Genomic DNA, 19,118 nt, shown 5'->3' on the forward strand with positions numbered 1-19,118 from the left:
GGAGAATGCACTATGAATCTAGAAATTACTGAAAAAGCTATCGAATGGTTTAAAGATGAATTAGAATTCAATGATGATCAAGCCTTACGATTTTTCGTTCGTTATGGCGGTGAATTTCAGTTAAAACAAGGCTTCTCACCCGCATTTACTGTAGAAGAATTAAGTTCTTCTGAAGTTGGTTTTAAAGACGAGAAAAACGATATTCCATTTTTTATTGATGAAAAAGATTTATGGTACTTTGATGATAATGACTTAGTAATTGATTTAAATGATAATGGAGAAATTAAATATGAAGTCAAAGCTTCAAGATAAACTATAAAAGCAGATGTATTTCGTGTATTTAGCGAAACACATCTGCTTATTTATTATAGTTTACGATCTACACCTTGTTCAGTTTCTTCATGAATTTTTAAATATGCTTTATGCCATTCAGGGAAACTCTTATCTAATCTAATTGGTCTGTTTGAACCTTTTTTCAAGCATACATGCGTTGTTGATCCTGTTGATACAACTTCTCGTTGTTCATTTAATATCTCATAAGAATAAATTGATCTTATAGGTGAATAATGAGAAATCCACGTTTTAATGATAACTTTTTCAGGGTATGTTATAGACTTTTTATAAGTAATATTCAAATCAACTACAGGAGATATAATCCCCGCATTCTCCATATCTGCGTAACTAAATCCCGCTTTATAAATGTAATCTGTTCTCGCTACTTCGAACCAAATCGCATAATTTGCGTGATAAACAACGCCCATTTTATCCGTCTCTGCATATCTAACATCTATTGGTGTTTCACTATAAATCATGATTCAATCCCTCTTTCTAAATTCCTTAACCTAATCATAACATAAATATAATTACGCCTGTGATTATATTCTTTTAAATACATATATTTAATTTTCATATAAAAAGCAGTAGACATTCAATTTACAAAGAATATCTACTGCTCGTATATGAATTAGCTTTATATTATTGTGCTAATTTGTTTCTTAATACCATTTGTAGAATACCACCGTGTCTGTAGTAGTCAATTTCTACTTCTGAGTCGAATCTAGCTAAAGCTTCAAATTCTGTAACTTTACCATCTTCGCTAGTAGCAGTTACTTTAAGAATATCACGTGGTTTAACACCTTCATGAATATCTACTGAAATGGCTTCTCTACCAGTTAAACCTAAGCTATCTGCTGATTCACCTTTTTTGAATTGTAAAGGTAATACACCCATCATAACTAGGTTAGAACGGTGAATACGTTCGTAACTTTGAGCAATAACTGTTTTAACACCTAAAAGATTTGTACCTTTAGCTGCCCAGTCACGAGAAGAACCCATTCCGTAGTCATTACCAGCAAGTACACATAAACCAATACCATTTTCTTGATATTTCATTGAAGCATCAAAGATAGGCATTACTTCTTCTGTTGGCCAGTAAGTTGTGAATCCACCTTCAGTTCCAGGTGCTAATTGGTTCTTAATACGAATGTTCGCAAAAGTACCTCTCATCATAACTTCATGGTTACCACGACGAGAACCGTATGAGTTAAAGTCTCTAATTGCTACATCATGGTCTTGCAAGTATTTACCAGCTGGTGTATCTTTACCGATTGCACCTGCAGGAGAAATATGGTCAGTTGTAACTGAGTCACCAAATTTACCCATTACTCTTAAATCACTTAAAGGTTGAATATCTTGTGGTTCTTTAGATAAACCTTGGAAGAATGTAGGGTTTTGGATATATGTTGAACTAGGATCAAAGTCATATAATGGTTGATCTGTTGTTTCAATTTGATTCCAAACTTCATTAGATTCAAATACTGTTTTGTATTCTTCTCTGAATAATTCAGGTGTAACAACTGATAATACAGTATCTCTAACTTCTTCAATTGATGGCCAGATGTCTTTTAAGAATACATCTTCTCCATTTGAACCTTTACCGATTGGATCATTTTGTAAGTCGATATCAACAGTACCAGCTAATGCATAAGCAACAACTAATTGTGGTGATGCTAAGTAGTTCGCTTTAACTAATGGATGAATACGACCTTCGAAGTTACGGTTACCAGATAATACTGAAGTAACAAGTAAATCTTCGTCAGCAATCGCTTTTTCAATTTCAGGTAATAATGGACCTGAGTTACCGATACAAGTTGTACAACCATAACCAACTAAGTTGAATCCAAGATCATCTAAATACTCTTGTAATCCAGCGTCACGTAAATAGCCTGTAACAACTTTTGAACCAGGTGCTAATGAAGTCTTAACGTAATCTGGTACTTTTAAGCCTTTTTCGATTGCTTTTTTCGCAACTAAACCTGCACCTAACATTACATATGGGTTAGAAGTGTTTGTACATGAAGTAATGGCTGCAATTGCGATGTCACCAGTCTTCATTGAAGTCTTCGTACCATCTTGTAATTCAATATCTACAGATTTATCAAATTCTGATTTATCGAAACCATGACCTTGGTTACCTGCTGGTGCAGTCACTGATTCAACAAATGATTTTTTCATGTCGCTTAATTTGATTAAATCTTGTGGACGTTTAGGACCAGATAAAGATGCTTCAACTGTTGATAAATCTAGATTTACAACATCTGTATATGTTGGTTCTACATTTTCAGCATTGAAGAACATGTTGTTTTCTTTTAAGTATTTCTCTACAACATTAACGTGTTCTTCAGAACGTCCAGTTAAACGTAAGTAACTTAATGATTCATCATCTACTGGGAAGAAACCACATGTAGCACCATATTCAGGCGCCATGTTAGCAATTGTTGCTCTGTCTGCTAATGGTAATTTTTCTACACCAGGACCAAAGAATTCAACAAATTTACCTACAACACCTTTTTTACGTAACTCTTCAGTTACACGTAAAGCTAAGTCAGTAGCTGTTGTACCTTGTGGTAATTCGTTTGTTAATTTAACACCGATAACTTCAGGAACTGGGAAGTATGAAGGTTGACCAAGCATACCTGCTTCGGCTTCAATACCACCTACACCCCAACCTAATACACCAATACCGTTGATCATTGTTGTATGTGAGTCAGTACCTACTAAAGTATCTGGGTAAGTTACAAGTTCATTTTCTTCCTCTCTAATGTGTACAACACTTGCTAAGTATTCCAAGTTAACTTGGTGAACAATACCAGTAGCTGGTGGTACAGCACGATAGTTATCAAATGATTTTGTTGCCCAGTTTAAGAATTGGTAACGCTCGATATTACGTTCAAATTCTAATTTCATATTCATTTCTAATGAATTTGGTAATGCATAGCTATCTACTTGTACAGAGTGGTCAATAACTAAATCAACAGGTACTTCAGGGTTGATTTTAGAAACATCTCCACCAACATCATCCATCGCTTTACGTAAAGAAGCTAAGTCTACAACTGCAGGTACACCTGTGAAGTCTTGTAGAATAACACGTGATGGTTTAAATGGTACTTCTGCATTAGCATCGTTAGATTTACCCCATTTTGCTAAATTCATAATATGTTCTTCTTTTATGACACGTCCGTCAAATTGTCTTAATACTGATTCTAATAATACACGAATAGAATAAGGTAGTTTATCAACATTAGATAAACCTAATTCGTCTAATGTTTTTAAGCTATAAAACGTGTATGTTTTGCCGTTCAATTCAAAAGATTTTTTAGATTGTTCTTTTAAACTTGAGCTCATTATTAGTTCCCCCTTTAAAATTGTGCAAGTTAATGCTTCATATACAATTGTATAATCAATACTTTAGTAAAACAATACATTGCGCTTAAAAATGAATATATTTACCATTCAAGTTTATAATAGGATACTATAAGTTTTTCTTATGTATTTTCAAATATACATAATTTTTAGTTATTAATTGATAATGATTATCAACTATAATTTTAAAAAAAGACTGAGACATCAATTTGTCTCAGTCTTTAACTTATTAATCTTCCATTTCTCTTGCTAAACGACGTTGTTCTTTTAATTCTTGTTCATATTCTCGTTTAGATTTTTCTACATATTCTTTCATACGATGCTTATTCGGTGTAATCGATAATCCAAGATATTTTCTTTCTTGGTTTGCATCTTTATAGAAAGCGACAATCATCATAATGATAATGAAACTAAACGGGAATGCTGAAATGATTGCTGCTGATTGTAATGCATTTAATCCAGTATCTCCACCAGATAATAATAGCACGAATGCAATAAGTGATTGTGCAACACCCCATACAATCTTCACTCTACCTGATGGTTCTAATGATCCATAAGTTGTCTGCATACCTAGAACGAATGTAGCAGAGTCTGCAGAAGTTATAAAGAATGTACATATTAATGCTAATGCAATAATTGATAGAATCGCACCCATTGGTAATTCATTAAATACACCAAATAATTGAGTTTCAGTAGTCATTTTGAAGACTTCTGGTGTCTTCTTACCTACTTCAATACCTGTTACGCCAAATACGCTGAACCAAATAAAGCTAATGATTGTTGGTACAAGCATAACACCTAAAATAAACTCACGAATTGAACGTCCTCTAGAAACGCGGGCAATGAATATACCTACGAATGGACTCCAACTCATCCACCAACCCCAATAATAAAGTGTCCATGAATTTAACCATTCACTCTTTTGAGGATTTAATGGTGCTACATCAAAACTATTGAATAAGAATGAATCGAATAGCGCACCTGTTGATGATGTAAACATATTTGCAATTAAAATTGTTGGACCGATAATTAAAGTGACGATAAGTAATAGTGAAGCTAAAACAATATTTAAGTTACTTAAATATTGGATACCTTTACTTAGTCCACTCCATGCACTCATTAAGAATAAAATCGTTACAATAACGATGATGATACCTTGTATAACGATATTATTTGGGATTCCAAATAAATATTCTAATCCACCATTGATCTGTAAAGCACCCATACCTAATGATACGGCAACCCCTACAACAGTTGCGAATACTGATAACACATCAATAATGATACCTATAGGACCATCAACTCTATCACCTAAAATTGGTCTTAATGTTTTAGATAATAAACCAGGTTCACCTTTTCTAAATTGAGAATATGCTAACGCTAAAGCAACTACTCCGTAAATTGCCCAAGCATGGAAACCCCAATGTAAGAATGTAGAACGCATTGATTCAGTCATCGCTGCTTTCGTCTCTGGATCTGCATTCGGTGGTGAAACAAAGTGAGACATTGGTTCAGCTGCACCGTAGAATACAAGTCCGATACCCATACCAGCACTGAATAACATTGCAAACCAAGAAATTGTATTAAATTCTGGTTTATCATGTGGTCTACCTAATTTTAACTTTCCAATTGGGCTAAATATAATGAAAACACAGAAAAATACCATACCAATTGTAATAATCATGTAATACCAACCAAAGTATTTTGAAATCCATGCACTGATATTACCAGTTATCTCACCAAACTGAGTTGGAAAAATAACACCAAGTGCAACAATGATTGCAACAACTATGGCACTAATTGTAAAAACATTTGAAACTTTTCTTCCATTTGGATACGTTGGAATATTGGCCATTATAATTCTCCTTTCAAAATAACAAACTTTAAATTATGTATTCCCGTTTTAACTTATTTTATTCGTGATATTTTCAAATAAGTGATATATGAAAACAGCAACATTCAACACTTTAACAAATATTACACCTAAAATCAAATTGACTATTTCTTTTTATGCCATATTCATGTATGATAAAATTCGATAAGGAGGTGTTTAATATGTCATTATTAAAAGAATTTAAAGACTTTGCTTTGCAAGGTAACGTTTTAGATTTAGCAATCGCCGTTGTTATTGGTGCTGCCTTTAACAAAATTGTTACATCTTTAGTTGAGAACGTCATAATGCCACTTATTGGATTAATTTTTGGAGAAGTAGACTTCGCTGAAAAATGGTCATTAATGGGTATCAAGTACGGTCTATTCATCCAATCTATCATTGACTTCTTAATCGTCGCATTCGCACTATTTGTATTCATCAAAATTGCAAATACTGTTATGAAAAAAGGCGAAGAAGAAGAAGAAGTTGACGAACAAACTGTATTACTTACAGAAATCCGCGACGCTTTACGCGAAAAGTAAGTTTTACATATTTAAAAAACCATCGATTATTGATTGTTCAATAATCGATGGTTTTTTTATATCTTTATTAATCTTCAACTGGACCTTCTTCTACTAATGTTTTAACATCAGCTACAATTTCTGATTTAGGGAATTTTTTATCCCCAGCATCCTGTCCGCTATATGATTTAATGATTTTTCCATTCTGATCTATTAAATAGAAACTTGTACCATGTGTAACTTGTGTACTACCTTTTGGTGGTGGCGCCACTATTGATTTAAAGTTATCTTGTGCGTATTGTTTAATAAATTTAAAATCATAATTTGTTAATAACGTCCATTTGTTATCTGGTACATTATATTGTTTAACGTAATCTTTAAGTTTTTTCGGTGTATCATTTTCTGGATCTACACTAAAACTTAATACCCCATAATTTTTAACGCCATCTTTTTCAAGTTGATCAATAACAGTACTCATATTATATGTCATTGGTGGACAAACTGTTTCACAATTCGTAAAGATAAAATCAGCTATATACACTTTACCTTTCATATCTTTTTGTGAAAATTTATGACCATCTTGATCAGTTACATTGAATGACTGCATTTTATTGCCAAATTGACTGTCCGGTTCAATCGCATTATTACTACATGCACTCATTATCATCATCATACTTGCAACCAATATTAGAAATATTCCCTTTTTCATCCTAACACTCCCATAACTCTGTTAGTTAAAATATATCAAATAAAAATCACAACTTAAATACACAATTTAATCTATTTATGTCTTTGATGTGTCATTCAATTATTTGAGAATGCTGTTGTACTTAAAAATCCATTCTTGTTTACATTTAAAATGGTAGGAATTCTTGTCTTTAATTCAGATACGTGAGAAATAATACCTACTAAACGACCGGACATTTGTATATTAACGAGTGTATCGAGCGCAGTTTCTAAAGTTTCAGCATCTAACGTACCAAATCCTTCATCAATAAACATCGATTCTAAATGGATAGCACCCGCTTCTTGCTGCACAACATTCGACAATCCTATCGCTAATGACAACGACGCTTGGAATGTTTCTCCTCCTGATAATGACGTAATATGTCTCGTTCTATTTGAAAATCTATCAAATACTTCAATTTCCAAACCACTTAATCCTTGTGATTTCTCGTTTCTACGCACGAGTTGATAACGATTATTTGTCATTTTAAGAAAATGTCTATTTGCATTATCTAATATATGGTTTAAATAATAAATCAGCACATAGTTCTCCAATGATAATTTCTGGCTATTCTTCCCATTCATCGTTCTCGATAAATCAATCAATTCTTCTTGTTCTTTAAGGTCTTGATTAATCTTATCTATCACATTAAGAATCGCTTTAGATTTTTGATCATTTTGTTCAACCTTCAATTGAAGTTGATTCAATTGTTTAACTAAATTGTTTAGAGAATCTTTAGCACTTACTAATTGTTCTTCTGTATTAGCGATATCAGGCATTTCTTGATCTTTTACCTTTTTACTAAGCTCTTTAACGACCGCTTCAACTTCTATATACTTTTTGTCATATTGCTGAGCACTTTCTTCTAATCGATCAATATCCTCTACTTTTAACAACAATTCATCTAACTGAGCATAAGATGAAATGTCATGTTTGCTCATTTCAGCACTTAAATAGTCTTTTGTAGATTTAATTTGTTCTTCAATCATAGATAAACGTTCTTTAACCGTAGCATGTTGCATTTGTAATGTTTGCTTATCTTTTTGATATTGTTCTTGTTGTTCGTTCAATTGTTTTATACTTTGATCAAATTTAGATAATGTTTGTTCTAACGTATTCACTCGTTCAACAAATGATGATACTTCATTATATCCCGTCTCTTTATTAAAGTACGCTAAATCATTTTCATATGTCGATACTTTATGATTTAAATCATTTAATTGTAATGTGTGTTCTGTCATTTGCTTTTCTGCATCGCTTATTTCTTTTTTTAGATGTTGAATATGCTGACGATTCTCTTGATATGTTTTTAAAGTACTCACTACTTGTTCAAGTCTTTCATTCAATGATGCTATATCCTTTTGTACATCTTTAACATCACTTAACTTGTTTAATTGTTCATTCGTTAAATTAATTCTTTCTTGATAAGTCGTAATGTGTTGATTCACTTCTTGTAACTGCTGTTCCACTTCTAATTGCTTCTCTTTTTCTTGTTTTAAGCTTTCAAAATCAACATCTCCATTAATTGTTTCTATAATCGATCCACATATAGGACAATCTTCACCTTTATGAACATGCTTTTGAATTTTTAATATTTCATCTTCCACATTCAAAATATCAAATGTCTTTTCGGCATCTTTATGTTGTTCGAGTGATGTTTTTTCATTTTCATATTCTACTAATTGACGATTATATGCTTGTATTTTCTCTTCTAATGCTTGTTTATCTGCATACAGCTTTTGTGTTGTTTCTAGACCTTGTAATGTTAACTTCATTGTTTCTTGTTCTTTTAATTGTGTTTGCTCATCTAGTTCATCATAAGTTATTTGCCCAAGTTTAGTATGAAGTTCATCTGTTTCTTGCTTATTTTGTTCAATTGCTTTTTTTAAAGTTTCTTGTTTTTCTTGTTGTTTCATTATGTCTTGTTCTGCTTCTATATATTTTTCAATATTTACTTTTATATGCTTCGTATTTTGAACAAATGCTCTATATTCTTCAATTTGTTCATGTTCTTTATGCAGATCATTTATTTGTTGTACGATAGTTTCTAATTTTTGCGCATTGTCACTTATTTGTTTTTGAAGTACTTCTTCATTTTGTAATTCGTTTGTATGGTTGATTTCCTTATCTTTAAGTTGATGATATTGATAAGTTAAAGACTGTACACTTTTTAAGTATTTGACTTGTTTCTTTAAATCATTGATTTCTTTTTCTTCACTTTTCAACTGATTTAATTCTGCTTCTTTAACTTTTAACGTTTCAAAGTTATCTTTTAATGCTTTCTCTCGTTCAAAGGCACTTTCAAGTTCACTAACTTGTTGCTGTTGTTTAGATTTCAAATCTGTTAGTTCTTTTAACTTTTCTTGTCCTACCGCTTCATATGACGATAATGCCTCTTTAATCACTTCATAACGATAGCCTTCAACTTGTTTATGTTCTTGTAACGTTTCATCATCAAAATCATGCATATCATTTATATACTGTGTGATTTTTTGATAGTGACTTTCGATTAATGCGATTTCTTTCTTCATTTCTAGTTCTAATTTTTCTTGTAACTTCTCAAAACGATTACTATCGAATAGTGTTCTTAATATACTTCTTTTATCTGTGCTGTTCGATACGAGAAACTGTTTGAATTCACCTTGTGGAAGAATCAATATTTGTCTAAACTGTTTAACATTCATATGTAATAATGCTTTTAAATAATCATTACTTGTATTAATGCTTTTCGTTTCTAATGACCACTTATCATTTACTTTTTTATATACTTCAACAGTCGCATTCGTTGGATTTTTATTACCTTCTTTAATATATTTCACAGTTCTTACGACACTATATTGTTCATTTTTAATTTCGAATTCAAATTCTACTTTAGTAGGTAACTTAGGATCTGCAAAATGGCTTCGTAAATCAACTTCTTCACGAGATTCTGTCGATGTCTTACCAAACAAAGCATAAACCATCGCATCAAAGATCATCGTCTTTCCTGACCCCGTCTTACCACATATTAAAAACAATTGTGATTTAGATAAATGTGTAAAATCCACTTCTTCATTTATAAATGGTCCAAAATATTGCATCTTTAATAATAAAGGTCTCATCTTATTCTTGTGCCCCCTTATTTAAATCATTTTCTAACAATGCGATAATTTTCTCTTTTTTTATACCTTCTAACGGTTCACCCGTTACATGATCGTAAAAAGATTCAATAATCTCTAAATCCGTCAAAGTATGAACATCTACATCTATTTCATCATTTGCAACTTCATAATCTTGTCTAGATATTTGAAGTGTATTCGGATATATACTTCTTATCTTCATAAGTGGATCTGTCACATGGTCCATATCAGATAATTTAAAGTGAAAATAGTCTTCACGATTTTTTATGTCTAATTTTTCATGTATGACATCTTCATAGCTTGCTTGTATCACTTGAAATGCTCTTCTAGGTTCTATTGGTATAAATGACTGTTTAAATGATTTATGACCAAAATCAAATAATCTATATCCTTTAGCTTGGTTTGCCTCTGAAAATGAATATTGCATTGGCGTTCCAGAGTAAAATATGTAATCGGACTGAATTGCAAACGGGTGATGTAAATGCCCTAATAATACAGCATCGAATATATCAAAGGTTTGAGCACTAACTGTTTCTATAGTCCCAATAGATAATGGTCTTTCAGAGTCTGTCGATTCACCACCAGCAACGAATAAATGTCCTATTAAAATATTCGTTTCATCTTCTTTTATAACTTCTTTCATTTTATTAACTATAAATTCAGTCGCTTCTTGATGTGTATGAATATCTTTTACTTCAAATACATGTCTAATATCAGCAGGTGTAAAGTAAGGCATCACGTATATATTGACATCATTGACTTTAATTGGTTCAAGCAACTGATCATACCCTGTTATAATTTTTAAGCCTGTTTTTTCGAACCATCTTTCTCCGTAGTTTAAACGTTCTTTACCATCATGATTACCACTTATGGCTATTACTGGCGTGTTAATTTCTAAATTGATTGTTGAAAGGGCATCTTCAAGTACAACCATTGCCTCTTTATTAGGATAGTGTAAGTCGTATAAATCACCGCTAATCACAACAATATCTGGTTGATGTTCTTCAATTGCATCGAATAATTTTGAAAGTATAAACTTTTGATCTTCTATTAAGGATTGACCATTAATGGTTTTACCAATGTGCCAATCAGCAGTATGTAAAATTTTCATTTTATAGCTCCTTTTATAATATTTATTAGACAGGTCGAAACGCTTCATTTATACTAAATCTAAGGAGTGATTTCATTGAGTAACGCATTTATATTTTTTATTATTTTATGGTGCATCGTATTTATTTCGTTACTTGCAATCGGTGGATTCTTTATGTTTCGTAAATTTCTAAAACGTATGCCTAAAGATAATGGTATGAGTGAACTTGATTGGCAAGACTACTACATTAATAAAGCTTTACCATTATGGAATGATGAAGCTCGTAGTTTATTAAACGAACTCGTTTCACCTGTTCCAGAATTATTTAGGGATGTTGCGAAAGAAAAGATAGGTGGTCGTGTCTCTAAAATTGCATTAGAAGAACATGCCACAACAATCGAACTTGACCATATCATGAGAGGATATATCGTAGCAACACCAAAAAGAGATCACAAATTCATGAAGAAAAAGCTAACCGAACTTAATATAGATTATACACCATATTTAAAATTGTTCGAATTAGCTGATGATGAGAAGAATAAATTTTCTATCTTTGATCATAGAGAAGAAATTTCAAATGCAAAAACAACGCACACTCAATAATTGAGATGTGCGTTGTTTTTTAATTTACAATTGGCATACGGTCTTTTAATTTTTTATATTTAACATACATAGCAATTCTCCAAGGTACAATCATACTAAATGCAAGTAAGAAAAACATACCTGCTAATTGACCCGGATCGATTGAATCACTTAAGAAAAATTTACCGACTGATCTAATGATTAATAACGATATTAAAATAACCGGAAATAATTTAGAACGTTTCATATAAATTTCTGTTCCTTTAACTTCAAAGTTAGAAGTAAAGATAAGAAATAGAGAAAAGAACAATCCAACTAAAATTGCTTCTATAATTTCACTGCCATTTAATCTAAAGTACGGAACAACATACATCAATGCACCTGTAGCCATAAAAAATGGCGGTAATACAATCTTTTTAGCATTCGTTGGATAATTTTGTGCTTTCATTCTAACAACAATAACTGCCAATCCCATTAAAGCTGCTATTACAAATGAAAAAAGGAAATACATATCTAAAACCCCTTATAAGTACGAAATATCAATAATATTTAATTTAAACCTAATGATTGGAAGAATATCGTGATCTCCGTTAATAAATCAAAGAACAATAATATTCCCATAATTATCATAATTATACCACCAAACTTCATGATAGCAACATTGTACTTTTTAATAATTTGTAATTTAGTTATAAAGAATGTCAGTACGAAAAATGGAATGCTGAATCCTAATACATATAACAACATATAAAGTAATGCTTGTGATGAATTAGTAGCAGCCAACGTACCAATCGCTGCAATAATCGGACCATTACAAGGTGTCCATCCTGCAGCAAATGCCATACCTATAAGAAAAGTACCTATATAACCTGTGGGTTTCGTCTTGAAATTTATTTTACGGTCTTTCATTAAAAATTGAGGTTGGAATACACCTAATATAATGAGACCAAATACTATAATAATAATGGCACCTAATTGCCTGATTAACGTTTGGTAATTAATCAACATACCAGAAATATATCCTATACCCATTCCAAGTATCATATATATAACACTAAATCCAAGCAAAAAGATAATCGTATGTAAAATTGCATTACGACTAAGTCCTTTAGTTTTGATGTCGTCATAACTCATGCCTGTTATATAAGAAATAAACGCTGGATAAATAGGTAATACGCAAGGAGATACGAAACTTAATATGCCTGCACCAAAAGCTACAAATACTGTGATTTCCACAATGATCCCCCTCTCACTCATATTCTATTTTATCAAATAACAATTAAGTTAAAACACCTTTATTTGAACAATAAGTGAAAACTTAAACAAAATAAGAAACGAGCCTTAGACTATTGTATACGTCTGAGACTCGTTTAAAAATATCACGGTTATACGTTTTATTTTTACTTATGATTAATATAAGATTATTTAATTTTTTGATCCATATTCTTATTCATCATTGTCATCATTTGATTAATTTTCTTTTGAGATGGTTTTTGACCCATTTGCATCATCATCATACGTAACATTTCTTCGTTAATTGGTGGATTCTTTTTCAAGTAATCCATCATATATTTACGTGCAAGGAAGAATCCAAGTGCTAGCCCACCGATTAATGCCACGACGATTAATAATATTGCTAACCACGTTGCCATTATTTCACCCACTTTCTGTATCCTATAAAAGTTTACTAAATTCATTACATTTTATCAAGATGAAACTTAATGTTTAAAATGAAAAAGCCTCAGCCAAGTTTCTTGGATGAGGCTTTTTTAACATTCTTTAGAAGCTTAATACTTGGTTTAATACATTTTCTTTTGTAAATCCGTATTTTTCAACTACTAAGTCGCCAGGCGCACTTGCACCGAATGTATCAATTGTAATGACTTTACCTTCAAGGCCAACATATTTATGCCAACCTAGAGAAGATGCCATTTCGATAGCTACACGTTTTGTGATTGATGCTGGTAATACTGATGCTTTATATTCAGCATCTTGTTGATCAAATGCATGCCAGTTAGGTAATGATACAACTTGTACACCTTTACCTTGTGCTTCGATATCTTTAGCTGCATTTACAGCTAATGAAACTTCAGAACCAGATGCGATTAATAAGTATTCAGGTTCGATTTCAGAACGATATACGACATATCCGCCTTTACGAACGCCTTCTTCTAATACTGATTCTTCAACATCTAAAGCTGTTAAGTTTTGTCTTGTTAACACTAAAGCTGTTGGTGTTGTTTCAGATTCTAAAGCTACTTTCCATGCTACTCTTGTTTCATTACCATCTGCAGGGCGAATAACGTTTAAGTTAGGAATCGCTCTTAATCCAGCTAATTGTTCAACTGGTTCATGTGTTGGACCATCTTCACCAACAGCAATTGAATCATGTGTGAATACAAATGTTGAAGGTACACCCATGATTGCTGAAAGTCTTACAGCTGGTTTCAAGTAGTCACTGAATACGAAGAATGTTGCACCATATGGTTTAACACCACCGTGAACTGCCATACCATTAACTGCAGCAGCCATACCGAATTCACGAACACCAAACCAAACGTTACGTCCTTCTGGAGTTTCGCTACTAAAGTCAGCTTCACCTTTAACATTTGATTTGTTTGAAGATGCTAAGTCAGCTGAACCACCAAAGAATGCAGGTACTGATTTACTTAATGCTTGAATAACTTCACCTGAATCTGCACGTGTTGCACTGCTATTTCCAGCTTCATAAACTGGTAATTCTTTATCGTAATCAACTGGTAATTCATTAGAAATAGCTTGTTTAAATGCTTGACCTAATTCAGGATATTCATTTGAGTAAGCTTCAACTAATTTTTCCCAAGCTGCTTCGTCTTCGTTAGCACGTTTAAGCATTGTTTCACTGAAGATGTCATATACTTCTTGAGGTACATTAAAGCGTTTAGAAGGATCTAAACCGTATGCTTTTAATGCTAATTCACGTTCTTCTTCACCTAATGGAGCACCATGCACGCCATTAGTACCCGCTTTATTAGGTGAACCATAACCGATAACTGTTTTAACTTCGATTAATGTTGGACCTTCTAACGTTTTCGCTTCAGTAATCGCTTTATCAATAGCTTCTAAGTCATTACCGTCTTCAACTAAGATATAGCTCCAACCATATGATGTGAATCTTTCTTTAACATTTTCAGAGAATGCTTTATTTAATTCACCATCTAATGAAATATCATTAGAATCATATAATGTGATCAATTTATCAAGGTTTAAGTGACCTGCTAATGAAGCTGCTTCATGAGAAATACCTTCCATTAAGTCACCATCACTTGCTAAAACATATGTGTAATGATCTACTACATCGTATTTATCTTTATTAAATTTACCTGCTAAGTGTTTTTCAGCCATTGCCATACCAACACTCATTGCAAAACCTTGTCCTAAAGGTCCTGTTGTAACTTCTACACCATCAGTATGTCTAAATTCAGGATGTCCAGGCGTTTTAGAATCCCATTGTCTGAAGTTCTTCACTTCTTCAAGTTCTAAACTACCTGAAACGTGTAATAAACTATATAGTAATGCAGAACCATGACCAGCAGATAATACAAAACGGTCTCTATTAAAATAGTTCTTAGATTGAGGATTGAAATTTAAATGCTTAGTCCATAATGCATATGCCATAGGCGCAGCACCCATTGGTAAACCAGGATGTCCTGAGTTAGCTGCTTCAATAGCATCTATACTTAAAGCACGGATTGAATCTACTGCAAGTTGATCTTTTTCGTTAAACATAAATGTAGTCTCCTTTATTCTTGTAATCCCTTTTCATTATACATGAAATTTTTTCAAAAATTAATTATTATTACTTAATTTATACTTACTTTCTTATATTATTATTTTTTTGAATTTCTTTTACCTTATCAGGAGTTACATCATTACCTTCTGGATCTATGATTTTAGTATTTTCGATTGTATTTTTAAAATTACCGCGGAAAGCTTGTAAATACTCAGCACGTAATTTTGATTGTTCTTTAGCTTCACTATCTGTTAAACCTTCAGATTTCTTTTTGTTCGCTAATTCATTGATTCTTTCTATTTTTGCTTTTTCTAGCATAATATTATCCCCACTTTCTTTATACATAAAAGATACCAAAAAACACGAGTAAATCCAAATGGATTTACTCGTGTTTAAATTCAATCTATTGACCCTACTAATGTATTGGAATCAGATATATGGTTATGTTGTTTATCGCTTTGTTGTTTAATTTGATGATCGGTCATTTCGTACGTTTGTTCTGTATTATAAAGATCATTAGACTGAGCTAAATATAAATATCCAATTAATAGAGTCATTAAGAATACTGCTATATACACTAATACTGTCTTCTTAATTGTAATTGTCATACTCAATTCCTCCTAGAACGTTTGTTTGTATTATCATAATAACAGAACAACTGTTCGTAGTCAATAAAAATACGAACAAATGTTTGTTCAAAGGAAACGTATGTGCTATAATAAATTTAAATAATTAATTGGGAGCGTGCGACTATGAAAGAATTAACTAAACGTCAATCTGAAATATATCAATTCATCAAACATATAGTACAAACGAAAGGCTATCCGCCTAGCGTACGTGAAATTGGTTTAGCAGTCGGCTTAGCGTCAAGCTCTACAGTACATGGTCATTTATCAAGACTAGAAGAAAAGGGCTACATTAAACGTGATCCAACTAAACCTCGAGCAATAGAAATTACAGAAACAGTTGGAGAGAACATTAACCAAGAGAACACCATTCACGTTCCAGTTATCGGTAAAGTTACAGCAGGTATACCTATTACAGCTGTAGAGAATGTAGAGGAATACTTCCCATTACCAGCACATTTCACATCAACACATAATAGCAATATCTTTATATTAGATGTTGTCGGTGATAGCATGATCGAAGCTGGTATACTAGACGGCGATAAAGTAATCGTACGTAGTCAATCAATCGCTGAGAATGGTGATATCATAGTTGCAATGACAGAAGATGATGAAGCTACAGTTAAACGTTTTTACAAAGAAGAAACGCGATATAGACTTCAACCAGAGAACAGTACAATGGAACCTATTTATTTAGATAACGTTACAGTATTAGGTAAAGTTGTTGGATTATTTAGAGAAATGTAACATAACAAAAAGGAGATGCGATTGCATCTCCTTTTTTCATATTCCCTTTATCGAGTTCTTACTTTACTTGTCATATATTTATGATACATCTTTTTTATTTAATAATTCTTTAATACGTTCTAAGACATCTAAATCTTTTCGTTTTATTTCTTTATTTTCCATGTAAAACTACCCCTTTATATGTTATTTCACCAATCAAAATTACTAGAAACAACATGTGTTAAACATTTAAGGAAATATGAAATATTGACTTTTCTCGATTTAATTATATCAACGTTGATAAGATAATATCATTTATCTCTTTTCTATTGTTGCGTGATGTAGTTCTCCGTCCAATATGGCTGTAATTCTTCACCAATATCGACACCTACACCTAATTCTTTATAATCTTTATTTAAAATGTTTTTTCTATGTCCAAGTGAATTCATAAGACCATGATGTGCATATATACTACTGATTTGACCATAAGCCAAGTTTTCCCCAGCAGTAACATAATTAAAACCATCTCGATCTAATCTATCAAATGGAGACATACCTTGTTTGTTATTATGATCAAAATAATCATTATTCACCATGTCTTGACTATGCTTTCTTGCAGTTTCACTAACACGCTCATTATAAGCTAATGTAGGTAGTCCAAACTGTACGCGTTCAGCATTTACAAGATCAAAGTTTTGTAATTCTAAAGCTTTTTTGTATTCATCAGAAGCTGCATGATACTGATTCGTTCGTTTATCTTCAGTTGATGATGCAATCTGCATGATACCTTTAATTTGATTATTTTCATGTTTATCATAAAACACGGTTGTATAGATGTTATCAAATTTGAAAACATCATAATCTTCATCATTTTGTATGAGTTTCACTTTGTCTTTTTCTATTGCTTTTTCAGGTTCTCCAAGTATAGAACGAACTTTATCTTTGTTCATTTTACTTGTGATACCTTTTTTAGAAGTTATAAGGTCTTGGTTTGTATATAAACCAGTTACTTTGTCATGATCATAACTTACCATCACAAATTCATTATAGTCGTTATGATACACATGCCATTTCTCGTTATATTCATTAGCAGTTATACGCTTAGGTTTACCAAGTTTCTTTTCTACTTCATTCTTTGTTTGATTGATTTGAATATTATTAATCGCAAATTCTTGGTCATCTGGTGTCTTCAGTTCAACTTTCTTAGCTGTTTCTTCGTGTTGTAATCCTTGTTGAACGTTCAATACTTTTTGCCCAATTTGTCTAGACAAATCTGATTCTGGGACTGGCTTGATAAGTGTTAAGCATAATAGCAACATAAATAAAAAGAATACTTTTCTCAAGTCGTCACCTCACTTGTTTTAGCCGCGATCACTGTCACCATTAAATATTGAATTACGAACAATTACATAGTCTACTTTTGTAATAGAATGTAGATCTTTTCCACCTGCATAAGAAATAGAACTTTGTAAATCTTGTTCGATTTCAATTAACGTATCTTTTAGAGAGCCTTTATGTTCAACAAACATCTTTTTACCCTCTACATTTTTACGTTCACCTTTTTGAAATTCAGATGCACTACCGAAATACTCTTTATATAGTTTACCTTCTAATTCAACTGTTTCACCTGGAGATTCTTCGTGCGCAGCAAATAATGAACCAACCATTACCATACTTGCACCGAATCTAATAGATTTAGCAATATCACCGTTCGTTCTAATACCACCATCAGCGATCATTGGTTTTCTAGCAGCTTTGCTACAAGCGTTAATTGCAGCTAATTGCCATCCACCAGTACCAAATCCAGTTTTAATTTTTGTAATACATACTCTACCTGGTCCGATACCAACTTTAGTTGCGTCAGCACCCGCATTTTCAAGTTCACGAACACCCTCAGGCGTACCAACATTACCTGCAATTACAAATGATTCAGGAATATGTTGTTTAATATGTTTAATCATTCTAATAACTTGCTCAGAATGACCGTGTGCAATATCTATTGTTATATATTCAGGAACAAGCCCTTCATTAGAAAGTTGTTCTATAAAAGTATATTCATTGTCTTTAACACCTACAGAAATTGAGGCGAATAAGTTTTGGCTTTGCATTTTTTTGATAAATGGAATACGTCCTTCTTCATCAAAACGATGCATGATATAAAAATAATCATTACTAGCAAACCATTCAGCTAGCTCTTCATTCATGACTGTTTGCATATTTGCAGGTACTACTGGTAATTTAAATGTCTTTGGACCAAATTTCACAGTAGTATCACATTCAGAACGGCTTTCTACTATACATTTATTTGGTATTAACTGTACATCTTCATAATCAAAAATTTTCATATCAATAACCTCTTTCACAACTATTAATAATAATC

Annotated in this window: 18 protein-coding genes; 4 read left to right on the forward strand and 14 right to left on the reverse strand. The window is 32.1% G+C overall.

Going from position 1 to position 19,118, the window contains the following annotated elements; translation table 11 throughout:
• The first annotated feature begins 12 nt into the window (after positions 1-12).
• Positions 13-312 carry a HesB/YadR/YfhF family protein gene (locus tag LQ677_RS00510; RefSeq protein ID WP_025905926.1) on the forward strand — a complete coding sequence of 100 codons (300 nt, stop codon included), beginning with the start codon at positions 13-15 and terminating at the stop codon, positions 310-312.
• A 53-nt stretch (positions 313-365) separates the two neighbouring features.
• On the opposite strand, the gene menI is transcribed toward LQ677_RS00510, so the two are convergent.
• The 3 genes from menI to LQ677_RS00525 form a co-directional block, all read right to left on the reverse strand.
• Entirely contained in the window at positions 366-812 is a 447-nt protein-coding gene (menI, locus tag LQ677_RS00515) for a 1,4-dihydroxy-2-naphthoyl-CoA hydrolase MenI (RefSeq protein ID WP_025905924.1), read from the reverse strand.
• Between the two features lie 163 nt (positions 813-975).
• Complete coding sequence (gene acnA / locus LQ677_RS00520) at positions 976-3,684, reverse strand: aconitate hydratase AcnA (RefSeq protein WP_239747993.1); 2,709 nt, start codon at positions 3,682-3,684, stop codon at positions 976-978.
• 247 nt (positions 3,685-3,931) lie between these two features.
• Positions 3,932-5,557 (reverse strand): glycine betaine uptake BCCT transporter, encoded by a 1,626-nt coding sequence (locus LQ677_RS00525; RefSeq protein ID WP_037587932.1) that lies wholly within the window; start codon positions 5,555-5,557, stop codon positions 3,932-3,934.
• Between the two features lie 200 nt (positions 5,558-5,757).
• Here LQ677_RS00525 and mscL point away from each other — a divergent pair, with 200 nt between their 5' ends.
• Complete coding sequence (gene mscL / locus LQ677_RS00530; protein ID WP_025905918.1) at positions 5,758-6,117, forward strand: large conductance mechanosensitive channel protein MscL; 360 nt, start codon at positions 5,758-5,760, stop codon at positions 6,115-6,117.
• Between the two features lie 67 nt (positions 6,118-6,184).
• On the opposite strand, the gene LQ677_RS00535 is transcribed toward mscL, so the two are convergent.
• The 3 genes from LQ677_RS00535 to sbcD form a co-directional block, all read right to left on the reverse strand.
• Positions 6,185-6,805 (reverse strand): SCO family protein, encoded by a 621-nt coding sequence (locus LQ677_RS00535; RefSeq protein ID WP_191835537.1) that lies wholly within the window; start codon positions 6,803-6,805, stop codon positions 6,185-6,187.
• Between the two features lie 95 nt (positions 6,806-6,900).
• Positions 6,901-9,924 carry an exonuclease subunit SbcC gene (gene sbcC, locus LQ677_RS00540; protein WP_239747994.1) on the reverse strand — a complete coding sequence of 1,008 codons (3,024 nt, stop codon included), beginning with the start codon at positions 9,922-9,924 and terminating at the stop codon, positions 6,901-6,903.
• A gap of 1 nt (position 9,925) precedes the next feature.
• Positions 9,926-11,053, reverse strand: a complete 1,128-nt coding sequence (gene sbcD, locus LQ677_RS00545; protein WP_239747995.1) for an exonuclease subunit SbcD — start codon at positions 11,051-11,053, stop codon at positions 9,926-9,928.
• 75 nt (positions 11,054-11,128) lie between these two features.
• Here sbcD and LQ677_RS00550 point away from each other — a divergent pair, with 75 nt between their 5' ends.
• Complete coding sequence (locus LQ677_RS00550; RefSeq protein WP_025905909.1) at positions 11,129-11,635, forward strand: DUF2621 family protein; 507 nt, start codon at positions 11,129-11,131, stop codon at positions 11,633-11,635.
• Between the two features lie 19 nt (positions 11,636-11,654).
• On the opposite strand, the gene LQ677_RS00555 is transcribed toward LQ677_RS00550, so the two are convergent.
• The 6 genes from LQ677_RS00555 to sosA all read right to left on the reverse strand — a co-directional run bounded on the left by LQ677_RS00555 (position 11,655) and on the right by sosA (position 15,994).
• Entirely contained in the window at positions 11,655-12,125 is a 471-nt protein-coding gene (locus LQ677_RS00555; protein ID WP_037587925.1) for a CcdC family protein, read from the reverse strand.
• A 38-nt stretch (positions 12,126-12,163) separates the two neighbouring features.
• Positions 12,164-12,850 (reverse strand): cytochrome c biogenesis CcdA family protein, encoded by a 687-nt coding sequence (locus LQ677_RS00560; protein ID WP_078104443.1) that lies wholly within the window; start codon positions 12,848-12,850, stop codon positions 12,164-12,166.
• Between the two features lie 185 nt (positions 12,851-13,035).
• Positions 13,036-13,266, reverse strand: coding sequence for a YneF family protein (locus LQ677_RS00565; protein ID WP_025905903.1), 231 nt, complete (start codon positions 13,264-13,266; stop codon positions 13,036-13,038).
• A 127-nt stretch (positions 13,267-13,393) separates the two neighbouring features.
• Positions 13,394-15,382, reverse strand: a complete 1,989-nt coding sequence (gene tkt / locus LQ677_RS00570; protein WP_206167080.1) for a transketolase — start codon at positions 15,380-15,382, stop codon at positions 13,394-13,396.
• 85 nt (positions 15,383-15,467) lie between these two features.
• The gene (locus LQ677_RS00575; RefSeq protein ID WP_126477042.1) at positions 15,468-15,704 is read right to left on the reverse strand and encodes a DUF896 domain-containing protein; all 237 of its coding nucleotides are present in this window, start codon (positions 15,702-15,704) and stop codon (positions 15,468-15,470) included.
• Between the two features lie 80 nt (positions 15,705-15,784).
• Positions 15,785-15,994, reverse strand: coding sequence for a DNA damage-induced cell division inhibitor SosA (gene sosA, locus LQ677_RS00580; protein WP_025905898.1), 210 nt, complete (start codon positions 15,992-15,994; stop codon positions 15,785-15,787).
• Between the two features lie 144 nt (positions 15,995-16,138).
• Between sosA and lexA the strand changes: the two genes are divergently transcribed.
• Positions 16,139-16,759: a transcriptional repressor LexA gene (lexA, locus tag LQ677_RS00585; RefSeq protein ID WP_025905896.1), complete on the forward strand. Its 621-nt coding sequence runs from the start codon at positions 16,139-16,141 to the stop codon at positions 16,757-16,759.
• A 305-nt stretch (positions 16,760-17,064) separates the two neighbouring features.
• Here lexA and LQ677_RS00590 read toward each other — a convergent pair whose 3' ends face one another.
• Entirely contained in the window at positions 17,065-18,081 is a 1,017-nt protein-coding gene (locus LQ677_RS00590; RefSeq protein WP_239747996.1) for a CAP domain-containing protein, read from the reverse strand.
• Positions 18,082-18,099: 18 nt separating this feature from the next.
• Positions 18,100-19,083: a GMP reductase gene (guaC, locus tag LQ677_RS00595; RefSeq protein WP_025905892.1), complete on the reverse strand. Its 984-nt coding sequence runs from the start codon at positions 19,081-19,083 to the stop codon at positions 18,100-18,102.
• Between the last annotated feature and the right edge of the window lie 35 nt (positions 19,084-19,118).

The organism is Mammaliicoccus sp. Q-M61, from assembly GCF_022386055.1.
Classification (GTDB): domain Bacteria; phylum Bacillota; class Bacilli; order Staphylococcales; family Staphylococcaceae; genus Mammaliicoccus; species Mammaliicoccus sciuri_A.